A 24110-nucleotide genomic window follows, 5' to 3' on the forward strand; every position below is an offset into this window, starting at 1 on the left:
AATGTGAAACTATGGTTGTACAGCACAAAGGCAGATAATGAAAAAATTGCTGTAGTATTTAACCTATTTAATTTCAGTTAGTGCTCTTAAGCTAAAGGGGGCAAGAGAGGAACAAGGAGTTGCCAGTATGGCAGCTCCTATTGTATTAAAGAGCATTAATGTGGAATAAGCAGTCGTAGATGCGTAGTAGACTTATACTGCACAGCAAAAACTTAATTTTTTTAGGTAACTTTGCGAAAAGAATGTAAGAGCAGATGAGGTGAAGAAGCGAATAGATAAAGAAGCTTTAAGGAATGATATTAGTTAAATATTGTATTTCTTAAGGTGACTTCCTATGGACAATTATACGAATAACAACACCGCAAGACGATATAAAGCCCATGTTAGTATTTTGGGGACGACTCAAATTCATTTGCGAAATCCATATATTATTGCATGGTGGAGTGCTGCATTTCCAGGATTCGGACACTTGCTTCTTTCAAAATATTTACGTGGATTTGTCCTTTTTATTTGGGAAGTAATTGTGAATATCAAAGCAAATGTCAACTTAGCAATGATTTATTCATTCCAAGGCGAGATTCAAATGGCAAAGGATATATTAGATACAAGGTGGCTTCTCATTTATATTCCTGTTTACTTATTTGGGATATGGGATAGTTATCGAACAACGGTTGATATGAATAAGGTGTATTTGTTAGCAGAACATGAAGAACACAAATTTAATTCGTTTAGTATTGGTGCACTTGAAATCAATTATCTAGATAAAAGAAACCCCATTATGGCTGTAATTTGGTCTTTATTTGTACCTGGTCTTGGGCAGCTTTATATACATAGAATCATAACAGCATTTTTTGTGATTATTTGGGTAGTCACATTCTCGTATTTTTCGCATGGTCTTGAAGCTATTTCTCTTTTATTTTTAGGAAAGGTACAAGAAGCTACATCCGTATTAAAGCCTGAATGGCTTCTCTTTTTCCCTTCCATCTATGGATTTTCCGTCTTTGATTCATACATCAACACAGTAGAAAATAATAAACTTTATGAAAAAGAGCAGAGAAAATATTTAAAAGAAAATTATCAGGCAAAGACTTTTAAAATTCTAAAAGGACAAAAAGTGAAGTGATGACATGCAGCTAATTTCCACATTTGAAAATAATGCATTTTTAGAACTAGCGATATCCATGCTTGAGAAAAAGGGAATAAAAAAAGAAAACATCTATGCAGTACCATTAGATAATCGAAAAGATGAACGTAAGGTTTTTGATACCATTCATCGTTCAGATGGCACATCTCTTATAGATATTGGAATGGCTCTTGGAACTGCTTTTTCTGTTATTGGAGCAAGCATTGGGTTTAAGTTATCATGGGGTCCCATCTACTGGGGGTTAATTGGGGCTTTTATTGGATTTATGTTAGGTTTTGTTATCCGTCTTTATACAGAATTAGTGTTGAAAAAGAAAAAAAGAGTCTTGAAAGGAAAACAGTCAGAAGTTGTATTGATTATAGAGTGTGAAGAGGCACAATCAGAGTTAGTTGAAAATATTTTATGGCATCACTATGCGCTTGGAGTGGCTAAGGTTAAATGAAATATTTTTTAATTGGACTCTACATGTAACGGGAAGCTTTGGTTTAACAAGGACTTTTCATTTTTAAATGCTTTTGCTGCACAGTACAACGATACTGTTTCAGCAGGAAAATAAAAAGGATGAATGCCACAAAAGTGGAATTCGTCCATCTTCAACTATAGGGAGCTTTACTTGAATAAGGAGTAAAAAACAAAGAACGTTTGGATATGAAAAAACTCCAAGCGTTCTTTTTGCTATTTCTACTGCAATTATGGTGCTAAAATCACTGTGATTAGGTATGCTATTTCATCTGTTTTTTTACGTTTTCCCCACAGTATCGGAACCGTTTATGTAAAGACTTGTTAGTTTTTAAAATTTTTCTTTGTTACTAATCTGGAGTCGAACTGGAGTAGCTAATTAACGTGCATCTTCTCCGAATGGGCCTAGTATTTCGACTCGACTAGGGAAATTCTCGCGCTTCCTGTCTGATTAACCTCTGGATTCAGACTCGTTTTGCCCTGCTACTACTCAACCTGTCCGAATTAGCAAGGAATTCAAACTTGTTTTCCCTTACTACTACTCAACCTGTCTGAATTAGCTCGGGATTCAGACTTGTTTTCCCCTGCTACTACTCAACCTGTCCGAATCAGCAAGGAATTCAGACTTGTTTTCCCTTACTACTACTCAACCTGTCTGAATTAGCTCGGGATTCAGACTCGCTTTCACTTGCTACTACTCAACCTGTCTGAATTAGCTCGGGATTCAGACTCGTTTTCACTTGCTACTACTCAACCTGTATGAATCAGCCCCGTATTCGGACAGGTTTGCCCCTACTTCCTAACTTCCTGCCCGAACCCACCTCCGTAATCGTCTATTCTAAGCTAATTTCCAACCTAATCCATTTACTTTATTTTGACTGTTCACAAATTCTCCATATTTCTGTGCACAACTTGTCCACAGTACTGTGGATAATGTGGATAAGGAATTCTACCACTCTATTATGTAGTTATATTGACTTACTAAGATTGTGTATACTTTCTGTGGATAAGCACTGTTTTAATGTGGACAATGTGGATAAACCTGTTGGTATGTTCATTTATAGTCTTATGCTACTGCGTCAATATAATCAACTTTTACCTACTGAGGAACAATGGGCTCTTTATTGTCATATGCTAAAATGACTCCATTTTACTCTAAGTGATTTGGAGTTACTCTTTTTCTCTATTCCATAAATCACGATATGCTAACCTACGAATCCCTTAAACTGTTGAAAGAGGTGTTTTTTAGTGAGATATACTATTACACAAGATTATATTCGGACAGGTAATTCAAGGTCCGGACAGCAAATTTCGAATGTAAGATTTATTGTAAGTCACGATACCGGAAATCCTGGATCCTCTGCATATGCAAACCGTAATTACTTTGACCGCCAGCAACCATCAGCATCTGCTCATACATTTATTGATGACCAGTATATTTTAGAAATCATTCCTTTAGATGAAAAAGCTTGGCATGTTCAATACAATAAACCCACGGATAATAGATTGTTTGGAGCAGATTCAAATGATGCTGCTATTGGAGTTGAGCTTTGCTATGGTGGTCGAATAAACTTTAACGAGGCGTATAGACGGTATGTTTGGTACCATGCCTATTTGTGTGATCGATTTAATCTGGATCCACAAAGACATATTGTGGCTCATAGCCGATTAGATCCTGAGCGACGAACAGATCCCCAAAATGCACTTCAGCCTCGAGGCATTTCCTGGAATGGTTTTATTGAAGATGTTCAAAATGTGTATAACCAAGACTTTAATGGCAACTCAGGCGGTTCACCAAATGACGAACCCGCTGTAAGAGGTATTTCTACTAGACTTCCATTAAGAGAAGGAGATAGTGGCCAATTTGTAAGAGAGATTCAACAGGAGCTAATAAGTGCTGGGTTCCCACTCCCACGATTTGGAGCTGATGGCCAATTTGGGTCAGAAACCGATGGAGCTGTAATGAGATTTCAAAAGCGCTATGGTTTAACAGTTGATGGACTCGTAGGTACTAATACAATCAATAAGCTACGTGAAGTCAATATGCAACAGCATGCTACTACTTCGGTTGCATTCCCTCTTCCTGAAGGTATCTATAGAAGTGGAGCTGAAGGAGAAGAAGTACGGATGATCCAAAGAGCCTTAAGGCATCTTAACTTTGATCCTACCTATATTGATGGTATATACGGAAATCTTACTGAAAATGCAGTACGCAGATTTCAATCAACCTTTTCAGCTTTAGCTAATGATGGTGTATACGGTCCGAATACAAGGAAGTATATGCAAATGGAACTAAACGATAACTAGCCCACACTTATGTGGGTTATTTTTTTTACCAAAAACCAGTGGACAATTTGCGAGCCCATTTTTTAAGAATACAATACCTTGGTATTACTTTTTAAAAGGAGTGGCAAAATGAACCATCATTATCAATATACTGACCAACTTGTTCAAAAGTCCCTTAAATACGAGCTGTTAGCCAACTATTACAAGTATATAGACCCAGCAAGACATATTCATTATTACCAAAAGCACTTCCAATGTGTTCAGCGCCTTATGACAATGGGCTACAGAGCTGACATGCAGCAGCTAATGAACATGATGGAATCAACACCTCGAATGGCTAACATCCGTGTATTACATGCTTCACCAAATGCACCAGCAGTAGACGTATATGCAAATGGGCAACAAATTTTAAAGAATGTATCTTATAAACAAGTGAGCGATTATCTCTCCGTTCCTTCTGGTGAATATGTCATTGATATCGTTCCAACAGGAAAGCCTGCACAGCGTGTTTTACGTCAAAGAGTTATGATTCAACCAGGTGCGACAATTACTGTTGCAGCAGCTGGAACAGTAGAAAATCTTCAACTTATTCCTGTTACTGATAAAACCAGCTCTTCACCTGGCAAGGCTAGTGTAAGATTCTTTCATCTATCACCAGATGCTCCAGCAGTTGACATTGCAGTTGAAGATGGACCAGTCTTATTTAGAAATGTATCGTTCGGTAATGCTGCAAACTATATCGAAATTGATCCAGCACAAGTTAACCTTGAAGTGCGTTTAGCAGGTACGGATACCGTAGTGCTTACAATACCTAATGTTAATATCCAACCAAATAAGGCTTATACAGCAGTCGCTGTAGGATTAGCTGAAGGAACACCATCATTAGAAGCGATTTTTTTAATGCCATAACAAAAAGAGCAGAAACACACTCGTGGATTCTGCTCTTTCTTATTCTCTATGGGTATACCGATGTAAAATATCCAACTTCTTATCTATGTACTCTCTCTCAATTCTATGTAGTGAGTCCAAATTATTATTGATAATATAGCAAACATACTCCCATATAACCTTTCTATTACTAATCGAACCATCTTCTTTAGCCATTATAATCAAGGCATCGATGACCGAATGAAGCGTACTAGTATTTTCTTTTCCATCCAACTTGAATTCGGTAAAGGTTAAAAATAGTAACTCCTTTAAATCCAATATGGGAATAAAGATTCTCGGAACCGACCTTTTATCTTTATAGATCATATTGCCCTCAGTTATCCACAGAATTTTAGCCATAGCCTTCCCTATATTTCGGATGCAATGTTTTGCAGTATAAGGGTCATTAATTGCTGGAGAGGTTGCTCGTAATCCTATTTCAATAATTTTTTGTAAAGCATAAGATACATCTTGTGTTGAACTTCTTACACTATCTAATGTGATCGCACTCAGAACTCGATTCTTGATTTCATGATCTAGCTGATTTTGATTTGAATAGATGGTTAATAGCAATGTATTTGGTGTTAGAAACTCTCCAATTCGTTCATTTACAGAAATAAAAACATCATATTCTTCTGCTATTTTCACGAAAACATCCATGTCCATTTTTTGTACATATCCTGTTGTATTTGCTTTTATCTCAAAACTCTTGGAATATTTCTTTTCATAGTATTTTGATTCTTTTTTAACGATCTCCAGGAGATTGGTTTTTATAAGTTTTTTAAATTTGTCCCCTATGTCCTCCACTTCTTTTGTCAATTTTTCAATTAATAAATCCACCTGAATCGATTTACCAACGTAGTTTATAAAGTAAATGAAAAACAGCAAACAGATTATAGCAATAAATACTCCAACAAATGCCGAAATTACTAGCTGATTATCTAAAGACTTTCTCATAAAAAGAAGGCTGAATATCGAGTAAATAAACCCTCCCATGAACACCCCTAATACTGTTGCTGTTTTTTTGTCCGTAATAAAATTAGGCAGTACTCTAGGTGAAAATTGGGAAGTATAGGTCGTAAGGACAACCATACTAATGGAAAAAGTAAATGTCGTCATTGTAATAAGAGCAGTTGATAGAACGGTTGATATCGTTGTCGCTAATTCAACATTTGTTAATAGAAGGTCGGGAAAAAGATGTGGATGTTTGTTGACATAATTTTGGTCAATATAGATGACCGCAATCGCAAAGATAAGTCCTAATAGGCTGTAGATACTAGGGATAAACCACAGACTGTTTTTTATTTTTACTAGTAAGTTTTTCATGCGACCTACCTCTTGTATTTTAGACTCTATTCCTTTTATGGTCTTATTCTATGGATGGTATACTTATTTGTTTCTGTAAAATCTAAACTGGTCAGCGATAATACATGGGATTATTCGCAAGAATCCACTCACTTTCCTCGGGAGGAATATAGAAAATGCCATACTGCCGGCTTTTTCAAAGGCGATTCCTCTTCGGGCAGTCCGGGAGCCTCCTCGGCTTCGCCTGCGGGGTCTCCCGTTGACGTGCTACTCCCGCAGGAGTCTCGTGGATTCTTGCGAATAACCTAACTCTACACATAGATTAGTAATATAAATGTAAAACAAAAAATATATACACTTGAAACTCCCCTCAGCTAAATTTGTCTAAAAATCGAAAAAAATTTGACAAATTTGTGAACAAATATAATATAATAAGTCTAAAGGGGTTGAACGTGATGAACGAAAAACAGTTAAAACCATTATTATTTATTAAACGTATAACAACAGTTGGATTAATTATCGGCCTTGCGCTTGCGATATTCAGCTTCTTTGTAAGCGGTATCAGCCAAGGATACTTTTTATCTGTTGGCATTAGCATAATGGTATCCTCCATGCTTGTTTTCGGATTTGGAATGTTCCTCGCTTTAATCGAAGAACTAAGTCAAAACAATCAAGTCAATAAGTCTGCAAATGCATACTACGCAAAAAACTCCAGCCGTTAATGGCTGGAGTTTTCTATATTTTTAATGCGCCGCATGACCGGCTGTCATAACCCAGATCGTACCTAACACGATAACTAGAGCAATGAAAATACCATATACGATATTGATAATCTGTGCTTTCTTGTCTTCACCCTCGTTCACATGCATGAACATGAATAACTGCAGTCCAGCCTGGATAATCGCAAGTGAACCGATAATCCACATAACCACGTTAAACGATAGGTTTGTTTTTAAAGCAACAGCAGCCGCTATAACTGTTAAAATCAGCGATGCCAAAAATCCAACGACATGAGCTATCGGAAAGCCTCTCATAGTTTTAGTAGCCATCTATAGCACCATCCCTTTTAAATATACGAATGTAAAGATAAAGATCCAAACCACATCAAGGAAATGCCAGTATAGTCCGATAATAAATGTTTTACGAGCAGTAACTGGTGTTAAGCCTCTTTTATAAAGCTGAATGATTAACATCGTTGCCCAGATGATACCGAATGCAACGTGTGCACCGTGAGTGCCTAGTAATACCCAAAGACTTGAAAGGAAGGCACTCTCCTGCATTGATGCACCGATATGGATATAATGGATAAACTCATTAATCTCCATATAGAGGAACCCTGCACCTAGAAGTAACGTAATAATCAACCATGTGATAAGCCCTTTAACGTTATTACGGCGCATTTCATAGATTGCTAGACCACATGTGAAGCTACTCGTTAATAGTAGGAATGTCTGAATCATTACTTCTTTTACAATAATAATATCCTGATGAGTAGGTCCACCCGCATAACGCTCACTTAATACTCCATATACTGCGAAGAGAGTTGCAAATAGAACAATCTCAGCTCCAAGGAATATCCAGAAGCCCAAGATATTAAAGCGGTTTTGCTCTGTTTGATATTCCAAAGGTAATGACGTATTTACACTAGCTGACATATTTGTTCACCTCAGCCTTCCCTTTTCTCCAAGCTTGCTCTGTTTCCTTCACTTCATCAACGCTCACATAGTATCCATCGTTATAATCAAACGATCTGTAGATTAATCCTGCGATAATTCCCACTGACGCTATGGCAGCTAGGATATGCCATTCAAAAACAAGGAAGAATCCAACGATACCAAATACTACGCACATAATAAACGGTTGGCCAGAGTTACTTGGCATATGAATTTTCTCAATTTCATTTTCGTGTAAAGTTAAGCCTTCATTATTCTTTTTCATGTGCCAGAAAGCATCAAGTGTCTTAACTTCTGGTAGTTTAGCAAAGTTATAGTGTTGAACCGGAGAAGCTGTAGCCCACTCAAGAGTTCTAGCATCCCATGGGTCACTAGAAATGTTACGGTCTGCATAACGCATGCTCCAGTAGATGTTGTAACAGAATGCCGCAAATCCGATAGCTAAAATTACAGATCCAATTGCTGAGACTAGGAATAATGGTGCAAATCCTGACTCAACAGAGTACGTGAATGAACGTCTAACTGCACCATTTAAGCCTAAGAAGAACATTGGCATAAACGTTACATTAAATCCAATGACAAATAACCAGAAATGCCATTTACCGATTCTTTCGTTCAGCATGTGACCAAACATCTTCGGCCACCAGTAATATAATCCAGCGAATACAGCGAATACGACCCCTGGAATCAGCACGTAATGGAAGTGAGCAACTAAGAATAATGTGTTGTGATATTGATAATCTGCTGCTCCCATTGCAAGCATAACTCCAGTAACTCCACCGATAACGAAGTTCGGTACAAATGCTAATGCCCAAAGCATGGCAGTAGTCATCTTAATCCGACCTTTTCGCATCGTGAATAACCAGTTAAAGATTTTAACCCCTGTCGGAACCGCAATCATCATCGTTGTAATTGAGAATACTGAATTCACAAGAGCGCCTGAACCCATTGTATAGAAATGGTGAACCCAAACAACCATACTTAAAATCGCAATACCAACAATCGAAACTACCATTGATTTATAGCCAAATAGTGACTTACGTGAGAATGTTGCAATAACTTCAGAGAAAATACCGAATGCTGGTAATGCTACGATATATACCTCAGGATGCCCCCATAACCAGAATAGGTTCGCCCACAGCATATCCATTCCTCCACCTGAAACTGTGAAGAAATGTGTTCCATACAGACGGTCAAAAGTCATTAATGCTAATGCTACTGTGAAAATTGGGAAAGAAGCAACAATGATTACTGACGTTACTAAAGTTGTCCATGCGAACATAGGCATTTTTAATAATGTCATACCTTTAGTTCTCATTTTTAAAATCGTAACGATAAAGTTAATACCTGTCATTAGTGTTCCGATACCTGCAATTTGTAGTGCGATCGCGTAGTAGTTATTACCGATACCCGGACTAAACTCTTTCCCTGCAAGTGGGAAGTAAGAGGTCCAACCAGCATCTGGCGATCCACCGACAACAAAGGAAATATTAAATAACATTGCTCCACTAAAGAAGAGCCAAAAGCTAAGTGCATTTAATTGAGGAAACGCAACGTCCCTAGCCCCAATTTGTAAAGGAATAACAACGTTCATTAATCCGATAAGGAACGGCATTGCCATGAAAAGAATCATGATAACACCATGCGTTGTAAAAATTTCGTTGTAATGCTGCGAGCTTAGGAATTCCATTTCAGGTCTAGCCGTCTGTGCTCTCATAAGCATTCCGTCCATTCCACCACGGAAAAACATTATTGTAGCAGCAATAATATACATGATACCAATACGTTTATGGTCTACAGTTGTGATCCATTCAGACCAAAGCCATTTCCACTTTTTAAAATAAGTTAAACCTCCAACAACACCAAGCATGGTTAATACTATCGAAATCTGTGCCCCTAATATTAAAGGATCACCTGTAATTAATATCTCATTCCATTTAATGTCCATGGTGGTCACCTCCGTGGGTGTCTTTATCTTTTACATCTTCTTCTTTTTCAGATGATTCTTTGTCTTCATCTTTGTTTTTGTAGTTATCTTCTTCGTCGAAAATTCTACCAGGATACCCGGTATATCTATATAACTCTGGGTTTGTATAGGATTTAGAATCAATGTCAGCATGGTTAACCCATTCTAAGTGAGTGTTAGAAAACGTTAATCGACCTAAATGTGTCGGTTTAAGCAGTTCTTCGTATTCTGACTCTGTAAGTTTTGGTGCTGTATTTTTAACATCCTTCACCCATTGCTCAAATTCAGCATGTGTTTGGGCAAGTACTTCAAATTCCATTCCAGCATACCCACGGCCATTGAAGTTTGTGTTTTTACCAAAATAAGAACCAGGGTTATCAGCTAAGAGGTACATTTGAGTTTCCATTTTCGCCATCGCATATTTCTGTCCGCCTAATGCAGGCACCCAAAATGATTGCATTGTACCAGCAGAAGTTAAACGAAAATCAATTGGCGTGTCTTCTGGAATATTTACATAGTTAACTGTTTGAATCCCTTGCTCTGGATAGCTGAAAATCCACTTCCAGTCAGCAGATGTAACATGAATCGTAATAGGCTCTGTTTCTTCATAACCTTGTGGAACTTCCTCTAACGCATAAAGCGTTTTTACGGTCGGAATCGTTAGAGCAACTAAGATAAGAATCGGGATAACTGTCCAGACAATTTCTAATACAGTACTGCCGTGCTCCTCAGGTGGCTCATAATCCATGTTTTCTGGTTTTTCTCTATATTTCCAAACAATAAAAGCAAACATCGCGAATACAACAACAACGACAATTAGCATCCAGAAGATTGACCAGTTAATTAAGTCTGCAATACTTCTCGCTACAGGACCCTGTGGATCAAGAACAACCAGGTTCGATTCACAGCCAGTCAAAAAAAGTAAGGCCAAGACTAGTAGTCCTAATGCTTTTTGTTTCATATACTTCATGACACTCATCTCCTTAAAGTGCAAGTCAATTTGGTTGCTTGATTTACTATATAACCATAGTGATTAAATTGTGTACTAGTTCACAAAGTTGTAAAAAATAAATAGTTGACCTGAAAGAAATGACAACTATGACAAAAATGATTAGTGATTTTTGTGAAATGACCGTGATACATTGTTCATTGTTTCACAAAGAAGAATGGTGATATTGTGCATTCATTCACATATTCACCAAAAAAATTTTAGTTTTTGTAACTCTAAATCTCACAGTGTTATTGGAAAAGACGTTTGGTGAATGTATCATAACTTGATCGTTTATGTTGTGATGTTTATCACTGTGATTATGATGATAACATACGAAACTCGGTTAAGTTGTGACAAAAATATAAAGGAAGTAAATTCCAGATTAAGTTGTGTGCAATTTAATTTCGGTAGAACATCTAGGAATCAATGCCACTGCGGTTTTGAGGATAAATTACATATCGCGGAAGGTATTCGGTGCCTATGACATAAATTAGACATAATTATGTCAAGAGGGGCCTGACCCCCACTGCGATAAAGCTTTAAAGCAGCGGGGGTCAGGCCCCTATTTTAGTATACTGTTTTGTCTCTAAAAGCTTCGTAAACTAGGTAGATCATGATGACAATGGCTGTGGTTAAAAAGCTCCAGCCGAGGGTGATTTGGTCAACCATTAAGTAGTTATTACATAATTGATTGTCAATATTAATGTATAGTACACCCATTCCCAAATATTTTATCGTAAAAAATATGAAAATAGTGTTTTTTGCTTTTGAAGAGAGCTTTGTCCAACTATCTCTTAGCGGTACTCCGGCTAGAAAGGCCAAACTGATAAACTTCCATACTTGCATCGTCGGCTCTAACAAGGTTTCATCCATAATACGTGGGATGGTCCAGTAAATCATAATGACGATAAATAATAAAGTGCCCGGTATTCCGTTTTGGTTCCATTTTTCAAAAAATCTAGGAAACTTCAGTTGAAACAATTTTCCCATAAAGAATCCTGCAACAACGATAGCCGGCATTTGCATATGCATATGAACAACCATAATCGATTCCATTAAGTTTGATACTGGGGGAAGTGCTAGAAAGATAAAAATAACTAGGCCATAGATAAATTGTGTCATAGACTTACTCCCCTTTTTCAGCTGCAATAAGTTTCTCAATTTTAGTTGCAGCTTCTTCAACTAATGTGTAATCCATCACTTCTTGTAGGTGTCCTTTTCGATCAACTAAGTAAAATGCAGAGTTGTGAGCAAAGTTGCCATATCCATCTGGAATGACCGTCACACCAAATGCTTTTAGCAGAGAATCCAATTGTGCTTGGTCTGGAACTCTCGCCATTCTCCATGTTTCACCATCACTGCCGAAGTAATCCTTATACTTATCAAGCGTGGCAGGAACATCTCGCTCAGGATCAAAGCTAATACTTAAAAATACAATTTCTTCCCCTATATATTCAGAGGGTAACAACTCATACACTTGAGACATGTTCATTTCTAACTGCGGGCACACCGTCATACATGCTGTATATAAAAACGTAATAAACACGTATTTATTTTCAAACTCAGAAATACTGTAGGTTCTTTCATTACTGTCCTCTAACATTACATCAGGGAATTTTGGCTTATCTTCTATTAGTTTATTCACTCTTGCTGTTTCCTCCGTAAATGCACTGAATCCATCTGTACCGATAAAGAACAATACACAACCGAAGAGTACAACAATCATACTTGCCAATGTCGTATGCCGATTTTTGATCATAAGAGATCACTTCCCAAATCTACGTTATTTTCAATCTATGTTGCGTTTCCATTTTTAGCAGAAAGAGATAGCCCTCCATTGCCCGAGCTATCTCTTTACATTTTATTACCAAGTTTTAAATGGTGGTGAGCCTGGTGGTGCATTTACAATCATATCTACAATTGGCACAACGTAGGCCATAGCGATTGTTAAAATCATAAGCACTACCCAGATACCCCATCGCTCAGTCAAATATGGAGTTTTTGCTTCTCCTTTTTCTACATCAGCAATTGGGAACTCTGTTTCCCCTTTTGGTGCAAAGAACATCATGTTAAACACCGCATACACTTGAATGATCACTGCTACGAATAATAATGTTCCACCGATTCCTAAGAACATTAGATATGGATCCCAGCTTAACGCTGTCGCATTATCGAAATAAGTTGAGTATGACGTTCTACGTGGTGAACCTAATACTCCAACCCAGTGCATTGAGATAGACATTAGTAGCATACCAACTGTCCAAATGATCGTTTGAAGAACTCCAATTTTATTCATTTGCGGAGTTAGTACGCGTTTTGATAAATATGGTATTAGCCAGTAACTTACTCCGAAGAAAGTCATTACAACGGACATCCCTAATGTTAAATGGAAGTGTCCAACTACCCATAAAGTATTATGAACAACTTGGTTTAATTGGTTTGTACTTTGAACGATTCCACCAACACCTGCTGGAATGAAGGCAGCCATAGCGATAAATGGTGCTAGGAAACGAACATCACCCCAAGGTAATTTTTTATACCAGCCAACAAGACCTTTTCCTCCTTTTCTTCTAGCTGTACGCTCAAATACTGCAAACATAGCATAAGCTGTCATTAACGAAGGGAAACCAATAGCTAAACTCATGAATACATGCATAAATTTAACGGATTCTGAGATACCTGGGTCAATAATTTGATGGTGGAATCCACCTGTGATGTTCATGATTACAAGTGCGATTACAACTACACGAGTTAGATAATCGTTCCAACGAGTTCCACCGATTACTTTTGGTACAATTACATACCACATTGAAACAGCTGTTAAGTACCAGATGTTAACTGCTGTATGCCCGAAAGCCCAGAACAGTGTACGAGAAAGCATTACGTTAATTCCATCAACCCATCCAAGTGACCATGGAATAATTAAGAATAATACCTCAACTGCTACGAATAACGTTGCTCCTACTAATAGGATAAATACCCCTGTTGCAAAGAAGGAAAGGATTGGTAAGTGCTGTCCAGGGTTTCTTTTTCTCCAACTTGCGACTTGCATAAAAGCACCAATCGATAATGCCCAAATTCCGAGTACGATGAATACTAATCCAAAGTAGAATACCGGGTGTGCTGCCATTGGCGGATAGAATGTAAACATTACAGATGCTTCATTCATTAAGATCGGAATGACAGCTAAAACAAATCCGAACATTTTCATCCAGAAGCCGTTCCAAGCTATTTTCCTGACGACTGGAAGCAGTCCACCTAATGTATGAGAGAGTGCTGCGTAAAAGTAACCGATTGTAAAGAATGCTGATAGTACAACAACCAGCAGTATACCGTGGGCTGTTAATACTTGATAATAGTTAAACCATGCTGGTAATTCTAGTAATCCTGCCCGGTTTAATCCTTGTAGAAGACCAAGTGCTCCCCCAAGTAATAATGCGATAAATGCAACAGATAAATAAGATTTTGAGATGTTTGCATCCTCTAGACTTATACCAAGGACTCTATTTGTTTTTTCTTTAAACGTTTGTGTATTTGAATTTACAACTGTTTCCATTGACTTTCCCTCCTTACTTAACCGTAATCGTAGTAGCCATTAACTGGTGACCTGCACCACAATATTCGTTACATAGCACTAAATACTCACCAGGCTCTTCAAACGTTTGAGTAATCTTTGTAATATGTCCTGGCATAACCATTGCATTTAGGTTTGTGTTTGCGACTTGAAATCCGTGTACAACGTCTTTAGAAGTCATCGTAAAATGAACTGTTGCTCCTGCTGGAATTTCAATCTTGTTTGGTGTGAAACTGAAAATCTGAAGTGTCATTACTACTTCGTACTCGTTTTCGCCAATTTGTTTTACGCCTGGATTATCAAATGGTGCGATTTTATCAACGTTATTCGGATCGATTGTTTCCTTATGGCTCGGTGGTCCCATTTCTAATGCAAAAGTTTGGTAACCAGTGAAAATCATGAATCCCATAATCATACCGAAGCTTAAAAATAGCCATATCTTTTCATCAAGATGCATTTTCATGCCTTTCCCTCCTATAATCTATCGAAGTAAACTCCAAAAAATAGTAAATACGTACCAAGTAGAACTGCTGCTAAAACCCCTAAGGAAATCCACGTTCCTACTCTCGATGTTTCATGCTCTAAACCATTGTTGTTTTTATGGTTAGCTCCCATTGAAAGGTACCCCCTTATACTTTTGATATACTTACATATTAGATGGTAACCGTTCTCATAGTAGTGAACTGAATCACTTGTATAAAATCTAAAAGTGACAAATTTATGAACAAAAATAGGGCCTGACCCCCGGTGCGTTAACGCTTTACAGCACCGGGGGTCAGGCCCCACTCCATTAAAACATACTTAGATTATAGTTTTTTGATAGGATTTCCAGCAGTTTAATCCCTGCTATACTATTCCCTTTTTCATCTAGAGCCGGTCCGAATATTCCAATTCCAAACTTACCAGGAACGGACCCCATAATACCACCTGATACCCCACTCTTGGCAGGTATCCCGATTTTAATCGCAAACTCCCCAGAAGCATTATACATTCCACAAGTAACCATGAATGTCTTACAAATACGTGCAACATCCTTAGGCATTATCTGCTTTCCAGTGAGAGGATCAACCCCATCCATTGCAAACACTTCTCCGATTCTTGCCAAGTCCAAACAATTCATTTCAATTGCACACTGTTTTGTGTATAGACTAATTAGGCCCTCCACATCTTCCTCGATAATGAGATGTTGCTTTAAAAAATAGCAAAGTGCCCTGTTTAAATCAGCCGTATCATACTCGGATTGGGCTACCTCTTTACAGTAGCTAATATCTTGATCCCCTGTTAACTCACGGACAAATTGAATTAGTTTTTCAAACCGATCCTGGGCGGAGCACCCTTTAATCATATGTGTTACAACTAATGCACCAGCATTGATCATGGGGTTTAGTGGTTTTGCTATTCCCATCGTTTCTAGTTTCACAATTGAATTGAAAGGGTCGCCAGTTGGTTCCATACCCACTCGCTCAAACACATACTCAGGTCCGCTTTCAATTAATACAAGAGCAAGACTGATTACCTTAGATATACTTTGGAGTGTAAACTTCTTATCAATATCACCAGCAGATATACAACGGCCATCTGGATAATGAAGCGCGATTGATAAATCATCAGGATTCGCTCTCCCAAGCGCAGGAATATAATCTGCAACCTTTCCTTCGGCCGTATACTTCTTCGCCTCTTCTACTAACTCATTTAATTCCTCACTCGTTCTGCACGGCATTATCATCACCCATACTAAGTATGAGCAAAAAAAACCGACTTTATCCCTTTAAAGCACTGGGGGTCAGGCCCCACAAGACACATTTCTTGATACTTGAATTTAAATCGTGTAAGATTTAATCGTACACGATTTATCTCACTCGGAATTTTTAAAGGAGGATATAACATGGAAACTGTTTATGATTTTAATGTGAAGAAGACAAACGGTGAACTGAAATCATTAAAGGATTTTCAAGGGCAACCCCTCATTATTGTTAATACTGCTAGTAAGTGTGGATTCACACCTCAATTTAAAGGTCTTCAGGAATTATATGAAAAATACAAGGACCAGGGATTAGAAATTTTAGGTTTTCCTTGTGATCAATTTAATAATCAAGAATTTGAGAATATTGATGAGACTACTCAATTTTGCCAATTAAACTTTGGTGTTTCCTTCCCGATGTTTGGAAAGATTGATGTAAACGGAGACCATGCAGACCCGCTATTTTCTTTTTTGAAGAAAGAAAAGAAAGGTATCTTAACGAGTAATATCAAATGGAATTTCACAAAGTTCTTAGTTGGACGCGATGGAAAAGTCGTTGAACGCTACGCCCCAACTACAGAACCAAAGAAAATAGAAGCAGACTTACTAAAACTTCTAGGATAACCCTTTAAATCTATTTTCAGTCAGGTGGTAGTATGAACGATTTCTTAACATTAGAAAAACAACTGTGCTTTGCAGTCTATGAAACCGCAGGTGAATTCACAAGATTGTATACGAGTATTCTCCAGCCCTTTAATTTAACTTATCCACAGTACTTAGTTCTGGTCGCTTTATGGGAACAAGATGGACTCACTGTTAAAGAGTTAGGAGAAAAACTTGGCCTAGGAACTGGAACACTCACTCCCATGCTAACTCGGATGGAAGGACATGGGTGGTTAAATAAGGTTCGGTCCACTTTAGATGAACGAAAGGTTTTAGTACACCTTCAAACTAAGGCAAACGAACAAAAGTCTGCTATAACAGAAACTATTTCAAAAGAAATAGAAGCTTGTAGAATTGAACTCGAAGAGTATGAACAACTTATGGAAAACTTAAACAAACTGCATAAAAAGCTAAGAGAAAGAAACTAAGTTTACCATCTCCCCTAAAGCAACGGTCCGAAGGATTGTTGCTTTCTTTGAACCACTCACTTTAACGCTTTAAACCACCGGGGGTCAGGCCCCATCCGACACATTCGACATAATTTTACATTTATTTTGCGTTTTTTAAAGGGAATTTCGTCTTAAAGTCTAATTAGTAAACATAGAGTTTTAATAGAGTAGAAATGCTAGTGCACTATAATTGAAGGTGGGGGGATTTATTGTATAAGGTATATTGTCGATCATATCAGGGGGTTTTTAGGGTTGTTTCACGTATTTTGCCTTGGCGTGAGCCGGAGCTATTAGAAGGCGAAAATAGTTTATTAAAATTGCCACCATTTATTAAAGCTAAAGGTATTAACAAGGTGCTTATTGTTTCAGACCAAGGAATAACCTCTATTGGGTTAATGAACCCATTAATAGAAGGCTTACAATCAGAGGGTATCGACTTTATTATCTATGATAAAACCATTCCAAACCCGACCATAGATAATATTGAAGAAGCACTAGAATTATATAAGAGTAACAACTGTGAAGCTCTCGTTGCCTTTGGAGGAGGTTCTCCGATGGATTGTGCAAAAGGTGTAGGTGCACGAATAGCTAGACCGAATAAGACAATCCCCCAATTAAAAGGTGAACTTAAGGTCCGAAAAAGCATTCCACCACTTTTCGCGATTCCTACTACAGCTGGAACCGGTAGTGAAGCTACTGTGGCTGCTATCATTTCTAATAGTACGACCCATGAAAAATATGCGATAATTGATATGGCCTTAATGCCACATTATGCTGTTCTAGATCCTTTACTAACAGTTAACCTTCCACTACATATTACATCGACCACAGGAATGGATGCGCTTACACACGCTGTTGAGGCTTATATCGGGAAAAGCAATACTGCAGAAACTAGACAATATAGTTTAGAAGCTACAAAACTAATTTTTGAAAATCTACCTGAAGCATACTCAAACGGTACAAACCTCACTGCACGCACAAATATGCAAAAAGCAGCCTACCTAGCAGGTGCTGCGTTTACCCGGGCATTTGTCGGCTATGTGCATGCCATCGCCCACACCCTTGGAGGCTTTTATTCGATACCCCATGGATTAGCCAATGCAATCATATTGCCATATGTCCTTGAATACTATGGTTCAGTTGTTCATAAGCCTTTATCAGAGCTGGCTGATCTCGTAGGCATAGGTGAAGCAGCCGACACACCTGAGCAGAAATCTCAAAAGTTTATTGAAGCAATCAAATCCCTAAACCAACAAATGAATATCCCAACTAAAATCAGTGGCATAAATGATCACGATATACCGGTTATGGTTGACCGAGCTTTTAAAGAAGCCAATCCTCTATATCCTGTTCCTAGGATTTTAGATAAGAAAGATTTATACTATCTTTACGACCTCATTAAAAAATAGATACCTCTTCAAACTAAAGGAGAATATACTATGACTGACTATAGTGAAATATATAAGAAACAAAGAGCATTTTTTCGTACAAATAAGACAAAAGATATCGACTTCCGAATTAAAGCTTTAGAAGATTTAAAAGCATCTGTTCAAAAAAATGAAAAACAACTTATTGATTCACTCAAAGCGGATTTGAACAAGTCAGAGTTTGATGCCTACTCAACAGAAATTGGGTTTGTCCTTAAGGAAATAAGCTTTATCCTGAGTAACTTACGATCATGGGCTAAGCCTGAAAAAGTAAAGACACCAATTACTCATATAGGATCAACTAGTTACATTTATTCCGAACCATACGGAGTGGCCCTGATTATTGCACCCTGGAATTATCCTTTTCAATTATCCATTTCTCCATTAATTGGAGCAATTGCTGCTGGCAACTGTGCCATTATAAAGCCTTCAGAATTCACACCAAAAACCTCTGAAGTTGTGGCTCAATTAATTAAGGATACCTTTCCAGAAGAGTTTGTCACGGTAGCATTAGGTGGAATCGAAACAAGCCAAGCTCTGTTAAAAGAGAAGTCAGATTATATCTTTTTTACAGGAAGTGTTCCAGTAGGAAAAATAATTATGGAGGCTGCTTCCAAAAACCTTACTCCAATTACCTTAGAGCTAGGAGGAAAAAGCCCTGGTATCGTTCATAAAGATGCCAACCTTAAGTTAGCTGCAAAACGGGTAGCATGGGGTAAGTTTACAAATGCCGGCCAAACGTGCATTGCTCCTGATTATTTATATCTTCATAAAGATAGCAGAGATGAATTCCTTACTTATTTTAAAGAATCAATACAGGAGTTATATGGTGAGAATTCACTTAAGAATGAAAATTACACTCGCATCGTTAGTGAAAATCATTTTAAAAGGCTTTCTTCCTTTCTTTCTAATGGTGAGACTCTTGTTGGAGGGAAGGTCGACACTGAAAGATTGCTAATTGAACCAACATTACTAACCAATATTACTTGGGAAGATCCTGTTATGCAGGATGAAATCTTTGGACCTATTCTACCAATCCTAGAGTATAGTCAATTATCAGAAGTCATTGAGGGAATTCATAACCATCCTAAGCCACTGGCCCTTTATATTTTCTCAGAAAGTGAAAAGATTCAACAGGAAGTGCTAAACAGTGTTTCATTTGGTGGAGGGTGTATCAATGACACAATCTATCATATTGCAAACCCATATCTTCCATTTGGTGGTGTTGGTCCAAGCGGAACGGGCGCCTACCATGGCAAGGGAAGTTTTGATACATTTTCACACAAAAAAAGCGTCCTAAAACAGACGACTGCATTCGATATCCCATTAAGGTATCCAAATGTGAAAAATGGGCTTAAGAAGATTAAACTATTACTTAAATAAACGATTAGTATACTGGAGCTCTCGTCCTAAAACTCGGCGAGAGCTTTAGTGCTTTCTTAGCCAACTGCCAGAAACGAAAACAAAGATTTCCTCAGGTGTCTTCACAGAAAATGGGAGGATTCTTTACTCGTACAATCAGAAATTCTTTAGAAACCTACCATTAAGGACTCTACTTCCTACAGCAAACTCTCCCCACAAGAAATACCCTATATCTTGTGTAATCATAGTTAGTTTGTAAAGATTTCTAAGATGACTTTTAACTATGTAACTATTTACGAAATACTTTTTTTGATTGCACTTTCCCAGTCAGGAAAATAATAAAGTGCATTCTTCATCAACTGAGGATGAGTCTTTTTAATTTTCTTCTTATTCAAATTTTCCTCAAGCTTAATGAGCCTTTGAATCCCAGTCATCACTTCATCAACCGTCATATCTGCTTCCATCACATTACCTCCTTCCCATTAAATTATTTTTATAATCACCTAACATGAATTAATATATACCGACTTTTTAGAAAATTTATTATAAAAATTCTATTAAAAATCTTGACATGTTTTGGGGCCAGACCCCCGACGCGGTGATGCGTTAGTGTATTAATTCACATTGTCTTTTGCTACGTTAAACATAGTATTAATGTGTTATTTCTAATAATCTGCTAAAATAGAGACTTAAAATAGACTCGAAAGATTGCAAAAGGAATGGAGAATTAATGAGTAAATATCTATCGTTTAGCATGGTTTTTGTGTTAACTATCATTCTATATGGATGCTCTACTATAACTATTCCCGATATTCCAAATCGACCTCATGAAGAACAGAATGATAGCTCTTCTTTCGCTAAAATCGAAGTTGAGTTAGACCATGGAATTGACGGAGATACAGTTTCCGTGTTCTATAACGGAAAAGAAGAAAGTGTTCGGTTTTTATTAATTGATACACCTGAAACATCACATCCCCGATTAGGAAAGCAACCCTTTGGACAAGAAGCGAAAGAATTCACAAATCGCTTAATCCAACAGGCAAATACAATCGAATTAGAGTTTGATATTGGAGCCAACAGGGATAAGTATGGAAGGCTATTAGCTTATGTATATGTTGATGGCAAGATGCTGCAAGAGGAACTACTAAAAGAAGGGCTTGCTAGAGTAGCCTATGTGTATCCGCCGAACACCAGATATGTTGATGAATTTAATGCACTACAACGAACGGCTCAAAAAGAAGGAAAAGGTATTTGGGAGATAGAGGACTACGTACGAGAAGATGGTTTTAACTCAGAAGTGATTGAGTCCGATACAAATACAGACTCCATTTCATCAGATTGCAACATTAAAGGAAATATTAATTCCTCTTCTGAAAAAATATATCATACCCCTGACTCTCCATGGTATGAGAAAACAAAACCCGAGGTCATGTTTTGCACCGAAGAAGAAGCTGTTAAAGCTGGTTTCCGCCCTCCCAAACAATAAAAAACCTGACCCCAGCACGTTAACACTTTAACGCACCGGGGGTCAGGCCCCAATTTTAATAGCTTTTTTCGAGTTCGTCGATGAGTGAGCCTACATAAGCTACTGCTTTTTTGATTGGCTCTGGTGTAGACATATCTACTCCTGCTTGTTTCATTAGGTCAAGTGGCTTCAACGTTCCTCCAGCTTTTAGAACAGATAGCCAACGGTCAACAGCTGGTTGGCCTTCTTCTTGTATCATTTGTGCTGCTGCAGTAGAAGCAGTTAGTCCTGCAGAATACGTATAAGGATATAACCCCATATAGTAGTGAGGTTGACGCATCCACGTTAAGCCTGCTCCTTCATCCATTTCAACTGCATCTCCCCAGAAGGTAGAAAGAGCCTCTAACTTTTGCTCATTCAATAGCTTCGCAGTGATTGGCTTACCACGCTCGGCCAAATCATAGACTCTGCGCTGCAGCTCCCCTTCAAGTACATGCGTAACAAAGTTATGATAATACGTTCCTAGTGACTGTAAAATAACCCATCTACGCATCCGCTCATCATTCGGCTGTGATAAAATATGCTGGCTCAATAGCATTTCATTCATCGTTGAAGGTGCTTCAACAAAATATCTAGACGGACGTGTATTAGATATCGTTTGATAGCGACCTGCCAATGCAAAATGCCCCGCATGCCCTAATTCATGTGCTAGCGTAAATGTATTTCGCATTGAATCATTCCATGTCATTAAAATATATGGATGAACCCCATAAGGACTTGAGCAGAATGCACCTGATCTCTTACCAATGTTATCAGCAAGATCACACCAACGGTTATTGATTCCCTGTTCCATAAACTCCATATATTCAGGACCCATTACTTTTAATGATTCAAGAATAATCTTTGAAGATTCCTCATATGAAATCTTTGGCTCGAATTCTGGGTCAAGTGGAGCTTTTAAATCACTGTAATACATCTTATCGAGACCTAATACACGCTGCTTCAGTTTTGCATAACGACGCATATGCGGTGCCAATTCTGTTTGAATCGTATCTAATTGGTTATGATACATTTCCTTTGTAACCTGTTGATCATGTAAAAGCATATCAGTAACAGATTCATAGTTTCGTAGTTTTGCTTCAATGACTTGTTTTTTCACCTCAGTAGCGTAAGTTGCAGCATACGTATGTTGATATTGCTTTAATGTATTTGTAAATGCCTCATATGCCTTTCTACGTAGCTCCGTATCCGTTGAACCTTCATAAGAAGGAAAAGAGTTAAATGTTAAAGGATGCTCCTCTCCATCACTCGTTGTAAAAGAAGAAAACTTCATATCGGATGTTTTGCTTCTTTCATAAATCATGTAAGGTGCATCATGAACCTCTCCGAAAGCTGCTAAAATTTCCTCAGCATCAGGAGAAAGTCGATGTGGTTTAGTCTCCAAGAGATCATTTAGTGTCTTACGGAAGTCCGCTAACCCCTTTTCTTCTTTTATGTATGTTTCAATAGTTTCTTCATCTAGTTGAAGTATCTCAGAATCAATAAACGATGTATTTGCACTAATCTCTGACAACACTGAACCAACACGTGCTGCATTTGCTTGGTTATCAGGATTCGTTCCATCCTCTGATGAACGTAAGTGTGCAAATGTCATCACACGAGTCGCACGCACGCTTAAAGCATCTTTAGCTTGTAAACAAGCGAACAAAGTCTTGGGGCTTTCAGCAAGTCGACCTTTATACTGAGTCACAGACCCTATTTCGTTTTGAATCGCCTCTAGTTCCGCCTCCCAGGCAGCCTCCGATTCAAATAAATCACTCAGGTTCCAAGTCTGTTCTACAGGTACCTCTGAACGGCTTAGCGTATTTTTCATTACTTCTGGCATGAAAATTCCCCTTTCATTTACAAAAATCAAATATATTTCGAGTATCGAAACTATTTTAAGTATAAATGAAAATCCGAATGAATTAAACCCCTTCGTCAAAAAACAAGCAACATTCAGATAACTAAATCTACTATCTCTATAAGATCATTAACAATATAATCAGCTTCTACCATCGACCATTGGGCATCTCTTTTCCAGACACCTACCATCCCCATCTGCATGGATGCCTTCACATCATTTTCAGGATGATCCCCAATAAACATCGCCTCACTAGCTGACAGATTTAGCCTGTGTAATGCTTTTTCAAAAATCCGTTTATCAGGTTTTTTCAGACCCTCCCATTCAGACACAAGGATGATATCAAAGTACTCTTCAATACCAAGTGCCTTGATATTATCCATCTGGAATTTCCCTTGCCCGTTTGTGATAATCCCTAACTTTAGTGACTTTCCCTTTAATTCATCTAACATCCGTATAAGATTGGGAAACGGTACACAACTATGCTTAAATTCTTCTATATAATCCTTCAATAAATCTTCCCAGTGAAACTTCGTTATTTTATACTCTTTCACTATCTGCTGATATACGGTGTCCTTCCACACATATCCTCTTGCATCTAATTCTATAAATCTAGCTATGTATTCTTCCTTAGGTATATGTCCAACACTATCCACTAAACGTTCATACTGATTTTGAATAAACTGGGCTACAGAAGCATCCCGATTTAATAATGTACCGTCTAAGTCAAAAAGAACCGCTTTTATCACTCTAATCACACCCTATCCCTGAAAGG

General features: G+C 37.9%; 24 protein-coding genes and 1 pseudogene. 11 read left to right on the top strand and 14 right to left on the bottom strand.

Annotated elements, in window-relative coordinates; translation table 11 throughout:
- The first annotated feature begins 334 nt into the window (after positions 1 to 334).
- From J2Z26_RS16955 to J2Z26_RS16970, 5 genes and pseudogenes are all read left to right on the top strand, one after another.
- Positions 335 to 1123, top strand: coding sequence for a hypothetical protein (locus J2Z26_RS16955; protein ID WP_193539803.1), 789 nt, complete (start codon positions 335 to 337; stop codon positions 1121 to 1123).
- 4 nt (positions 1124 to 1127) lie between these two features.
- Positions 1128 to 1586, top strand: a complete 459-nt coding sequence (locus tag J2Z26_RS16960) for a hypothetical protein (protein ID WP_193539804.1) — start codon at positions 1128 to 1130, stop codon at positions 1584 to 1586.
- A 1265-nt stretch (positions 1587 to 2851) separates the two neighbouring features.
- Positions 2852 to 3364: pseudogene (locus tag J2Z26_RS22200) on the top strand (peptidoglycan recognition protein family protein); the annotation flags it as partial.
- Positions 3359 to 3910, top strand: coding sequence for a peptidoglycan-binding domain-containing protein (locus J2Z26_RS22455; RefSeq protein WP_319638106.1), 552 nt, complete (start codon positions 3359 to 3361; stop codon positions 3908 to 3910). The pseudogene J2Z26_RS22200 and the gene J2Z26_RS22455, both read left to right, overlap by 6 nt.
- 108 nt (positions 3911 to 4018) lie before the next feature.
- Positions 4019 to 4798: a DUF4397 domain-containing protein gene (locus J2Z26_RS16970; RefSeq protein ID WP_193539806.1), complete on the top strand. Its 780-nt coding sequence runs from the start codon at positions 4019 to 4021 to the stop codon at positions 4796 to 4798.
- 39 nt (positions 4799 to 4837) lie between these two features.
- Here the strand turns inward: J2Z26_RS16970 and J2Z26_RS16975 are convergent, their stop codons facing one another.
- Complete coding sequence (locus tag J2Z26_RS16975; protein WP_193539807.1) at positions 4838 to 6142, bottom strand: DUF2254 domain-containing protein; 1305 nt, start codon at positions 6140 to 6142, stop codon at positions 4838 to 4840.
- Between the two features lie 434 nt (positions 6143 to 6576).
- Here J2Z26_RS16975 and J2Z26_RS16980 point away from each other — a divergent pair, with 434 nt between their 5' ends.
- Entirely contained in the window at positions 6577 to 6843 is a 267-nt protein-coding gene (locus tag J2Z26_RS16980) for a hypothetical protein (protein WP_193539808.1), read from the top strand.
- A gap of 21 nt (positions 6844 to 6864) precedes the next feature.
- Here J2Z26_RS16980 and qoxD read toward each other — a convergent pair whose 3' ends face one another.
- From qoxD to glsA, 10 genes are all read right to left on the bottom strand, one after another.
- Positions 6865 to 7170, bottom strand: a complete 306-nt coding sequence (gene qoxD / locus J2Z26_RS16985) for a cytochrome aa3 quinol oxidase subunit IV (RefSeq protein WP_193539809.1) — start codon at positions 7168 to 7170, stop codon at positions 6865 to 6867.
- Complete coding sequence (qoxC, locus tag J2Z26_RS16990; RefSeq protein WP_193539810.1) at positions 7171 to 7776, bottom strand: cytochrome aa3 quinol oxidase subunit III; 606 nt, start codon at positions 7774 to 7776, stop codon at positions 7171 to 7173.
- On the bottom strand, positions 7766 to 9742 hold the full coding sequence (gene qoxB, locus J2Z26_RS16995) for a cytochrome aa3 quinol oxidase subunit I (protein WP_193539811.1): 1977 nt from the start codon (positions 9740 to 9742) through the stop codon (positions 7766 to 7768). The genes qoxC and qoxB overlap by 11 nt, the downstream gene beginning before the upstream one ends.
- Positions 9732 to 10721, bottom strand: coding sequence for a cytochrome aa3 quinol oxidase subunit II (gene qoxA / locus J2Z26_RS17000; RefSeq protein WP_193539951.1), 990 nt, complete (start codon positions 10719 to 10721; stop codon positions 9732 to 9734). The genes qoxB and qoxA overlap by 11 nt, the downstream gene beginning before the upstream one ends.
- A 597-nt stretch (positions 10722 to 11318) precedes the next feature.
- Positions 11319 to 11873 carry a hypothetical protein gene (locus J2Z26_RS17005; RefSeq protein WP_193539812.1) on the bottom strand — a complete coding sequence of 185 codons (555 nt, stop codon included), beginning with the start codon at positions 11871 to 11873 and terminating at the stop codon, positions 11319 to 11321.
- 4 nt (positions 11874 to 11877) lie between these two features.
- Entirely contained in the window at positions 11878 to 12510 is a 633-nt protein-coding gene (locus J2Z26_RS17010) for an SCO family protein (protein ID WP_193539813.1), read from the bottom strand.
- A gap of 105 nt (positions 12511 to 12615) precedes the next feature.
- Complete coding sequence (locus J2Z26_RS17015) at positions 12616 to 14307, bottom strand: cbb3-type cytochrome c oxidase subunit I (protein WP_193539814.1); 1692 nt, start codon at positions 14305 to 14307, stop codon at positions 12616 to 12618.
- A gap of 13 nt (positions 14308 to 14320) precedes the next feature.
- On the bottom strand, positions 14321 to 14788 hold the full coding sequence (locus J2Z26_RS17020; RefSeq protein WP_193539815.1) for a cytochrome c oxidase subunit II: 468 nt from the start codon (positions 14786 to 14788) through the stop codon (positions 14321 to 14323).
- 11 nt (positions 14789 to 14799) lie between these two features.
- A complete protein-coding gene (locus J2Z26_RS17025) occupies positions 14800 to 14940 on the bottom strand; it encodes a hypothetical protein (protein ID WP_193539816.1) in 141 nt (46 codons plus the stop codon).
- Between the two features lie 175 nt (positions 14941 to 15115).
- Complete coding sequence (gene glsA / locus J2Z26_RS17030) at positions 15116 to 16045, bottom strand: glutaminase A (RefSeq protein WP_193539817.1); 930 nt, start codon at positions 16043 to 16045, stop codon at positions 15116 to 15118.
- 165 nt (positions 16046 to 16210) lie between these two features.
- Here glsA and J2Z26_RS17035 point away from each other — a divergent pair, with 165 nt between their 5' ends.
- The 4 genes from J2Z26_RS17035 (at position 16211) to J2Z26_RS17050 (ending at position 19988) form a co-directional block, all read left to right on the top strand.
- Positions 16211 to 16690: a glutathione peroxidase gene (locus tag J2Z26_RS17035; protein ID WP_193539818.1), complete on the top strand. Its 480-nt coding sequence runs from the start codon at positions 16211 to 16213 to the stop codon at positions 16688 to 16690.
- 32 nt (positions 16691 to 16722) lie between these two features.
- Entirely contained in the window at positions 16723 to 17157 is a 435-nt protein-coding gene (locus tag J2Z26_RS17040; RefSeq protein ID WP_193539819.1) for a MarR family winged helix-turn-helix transcriptional regulator, read from the top strand.
- A gap of 230 nt (positions 17158 to 17387) precedes the next feature.
- Entirely contained in the window at positions 17388 to 18587 is a 1200-nt protein-coding gene (locus tag J2Z26_RS17045; protein ID WP_193539820.1) for an iron-containing alcohol dehydrogenase, read from the top strand.
- Positions 18588 to 18617: 30 nt separating this feature from the next.
- Positions 18618 to 19988 carry an aldehyde dehydrogenase gene (locus J2Z26_RS17050; RefSeq protein WP_193539821.1) on the top strand — a complete coding sequence of 457 codons (1371 nt, stop codon included), beginning with the start codon at positions 18618 to 18620 and terminating at the stop codon, positions 19986 to 19988.
- Between the two features lie 272 nt (positions 19989 to 20260).
- Here J2Z26_RS17050 and J2Z26_RS17055 read toward each other — a convergent pair whose 3' ends face one another.
- Positions 20261 to 20431, bottom strand: a complete 171-nt coding sequence (locus tag J2Z26_RS17055; RefSeq protein WP_193539822.1) for a hypothetical protein — start codon at positions 20429 to 20431, stop codon at positions 20261 to 20263.
- Between the two features lie 266 nt (positions 20432 to 20697).
- Here J2Z26_RS17055 and J2Z26_RS17060 point away from each other — a divergent pair, with 266 nt between their 5' ends.
- Complete coding sequence (locus J2Z26_RS17060) at positions 20698 to 21453, top strand: thermonuclease family protein (RefSeq protein WP_193539823.1); 756 nt, start codon at positions 20698 to 20700, stop codon at positions 21451 to 21453.
- Between the two features lie 55 nt (positions 21454 to 21508).
- Here J2Z26_RS17060 and pepF read toward each other — a convergent pair whose 3' ends face one another.
- Together pepF and J2Z26_RS17070 are read right to left on the bottom strand one after the other, a co-directional pair.
- The gene (gene pepF, locus J2Z26_RS17065) at positions 21509 to 23317 is read right to left on the bottom strand and encodes an oligoendopeptidase F (RefSeq protein WP_227413879.1); all 1809 of its coding nucleotides are present in this window, start codon (positions 23315 to 23317) and stop codon (positions 21509 to 21511) included.
- Positions 23318 to 23430: 113 nt separating this feature from the next.
- Complete coding sequence (locus J2Z26_RS17070) at positions 23431 to 24084, bottom strand: HAD family hydrolase (protein WP_193539824.1); 654 nt, start codon at positions 24082 to 24084, stop codon at positions 23431 to 23433.
- Positions 24085 to 24110: the final 26 nt, after the last annotated feature.

It is taken from the genome of Cytobacillus luteolus (assembly GCF_017873715.1).
Lineage (GTDB): Bacteria > Bacillota > Bacilli > Bacillales > Bacillaceae_L > Bacillus_BV > Bacillus_BV luteola.

Excerpts from the sequence above, each read along its gene's own strand:
- J2Z26_RS16955 (WP_193539803.1), top strand. The coding sequence starts at position 335 with ATGGACAATTATACGAATAACAACACCGCAAGACGATATAAAGCCCAT.
- J2Z26_RS16960 (WP_193539804.1), top strand. The coding sequence starts at position 1,128 with ATGCAGCTAATTTCCACATTTGAAAATAATGCATTTTTAGAACTAGCG.
- J2Z26_RS16970 (WP_193539806.1), top strand. The coding sequence starts at position 4,019 with ATGAACCATCATTATCAATATACTGACCAACTTGTTCAAAAGTCCCTT.
- J2Z26_RS16975 (WP_193539807.1), bottom strand. The coding sequence starts at position 6,142 with ATGAAAAACTTACTAGTAAAAATAAAAAACAGTCTGTGGTTTATCCCT.
- J2Z26_RS16980 (WP_193539808.1), top strand. The coding sequence starts at position 6,577 with ATGAACGAAAAACAGTTAAAACCATTATTATTTATTAAACGTATAACA.
- qoxD (WP_193539809.1), bottom strand. The coding sequence starts at position 7,170 with ATGGCTACTAAAACTATGAGAGGCTTTCCGATAGCTCATGTCGTTGGA.
- qoxC (WP_193539810.1), bottom strand. The coding sequence starts at position 7,776 with ATGTCAGCTAGTGTAAATACGTCATTACCTTTGGAATATCAAACAGAG.
- qoxB (WP_193539811.1), bottom strand. The coding sequence starts at position 9,742 with ATGGACATTAAATGGAATGAGATATTAATTACAGGTGATCCTTTAATA.
- qoxA (WP_193539951.1), bottom strand. The coding sequence starts at position 10,721 with ATGAAACAAAAAGCATTAGGACTACTAGTCTTGGCCTTACTTTTTTTG.
- J2Z26_RS17005 (WP_193539812.1), bottom strand. The coding sequence starts at position 11,873 with ATGACACAATTTATCTATGGCCTAGTTATTTTTATCTTTCTAGCACTT.
- J2Z26_RS17010 (WP_193539813.1), bottom strand. The coding sequence starts at position 12,510 with ATGATCAAAAATCGGCATACGACATTGGCAAGTATGATTGTTGTACTC.
- J2Z26_RS17015 (WP_193539814.1), bottom strand. The coding sequence starts at position 14,307 with ATGGAAACAGTTGTAAATTCAAATACACAAACGTTTAAAGAAAAAACA.
- J2Z26_RS17020 (WP_193539815.1), bottom strand. The coding sequence starts at position 14,788 with ATGAAAATGCATCTTGATGAAAAGATATGGCTATTTTTAAGCTTCGGT.
- J2Z26_RS17025 (WP_193539816.1), bottom strand. The coding sequence starts at position 14,940 with ATGGGAGCTAACCATAAAAACAACAATGGTTTAGAGCATGAAACATCG.
- glsA (WP_193539817.1), bottom strand. The coding sequence starts at position 16,045 with ATGCCGTGCAGAACGAGTGAGGAATTAAATGAGTTAGTAGAAGAGGCG.
- J2Z26_RS17035 (WP_193539818.1), top strand. The coding sequence starts at position 16,211 with ATGGAAACTGTTTATGATTTTAATGTGAAGAAGACAAACGGTGAACTG.
- J2Z26_RS17040 (WP_193539819.1), top strand. The coding sequence starts at position 16,723 with ATGAACGATTTCTTAACATTAGAAAAACAACTGTGCTTTGCAGTCTAT.
- J2Z26_RS17050 (WP_193539821.1), top strand. The coding sequence starts at position 18,618 with ATGACTGACTATAGTGAAATATATAAGAAACAAAGAGCATTTTTTCGT.
- J2Z26_RS17055 (WP_193539822.1), bottom strand. The coding sequence starts at position 20,431 with ATGGAAGCAGATATGACGGTTGATGAAGTGATGACTGGGATTCAAAGG.
- J2Z26_RS17060 (WP_193539823.1), top strand. The coding sequence starts at position 20,698 with ATGAGTAAATATCTATCGTTTAGCATGGTTTTTGTGTTAACTATCATT.
- pepF (WP_227413879.1), bottom strand. The coding sequence starts at position 23,317 with ATGCCAGAAGTAATGAAAAATACGCTAAGCCGTTCAGAGGTACCTGTA.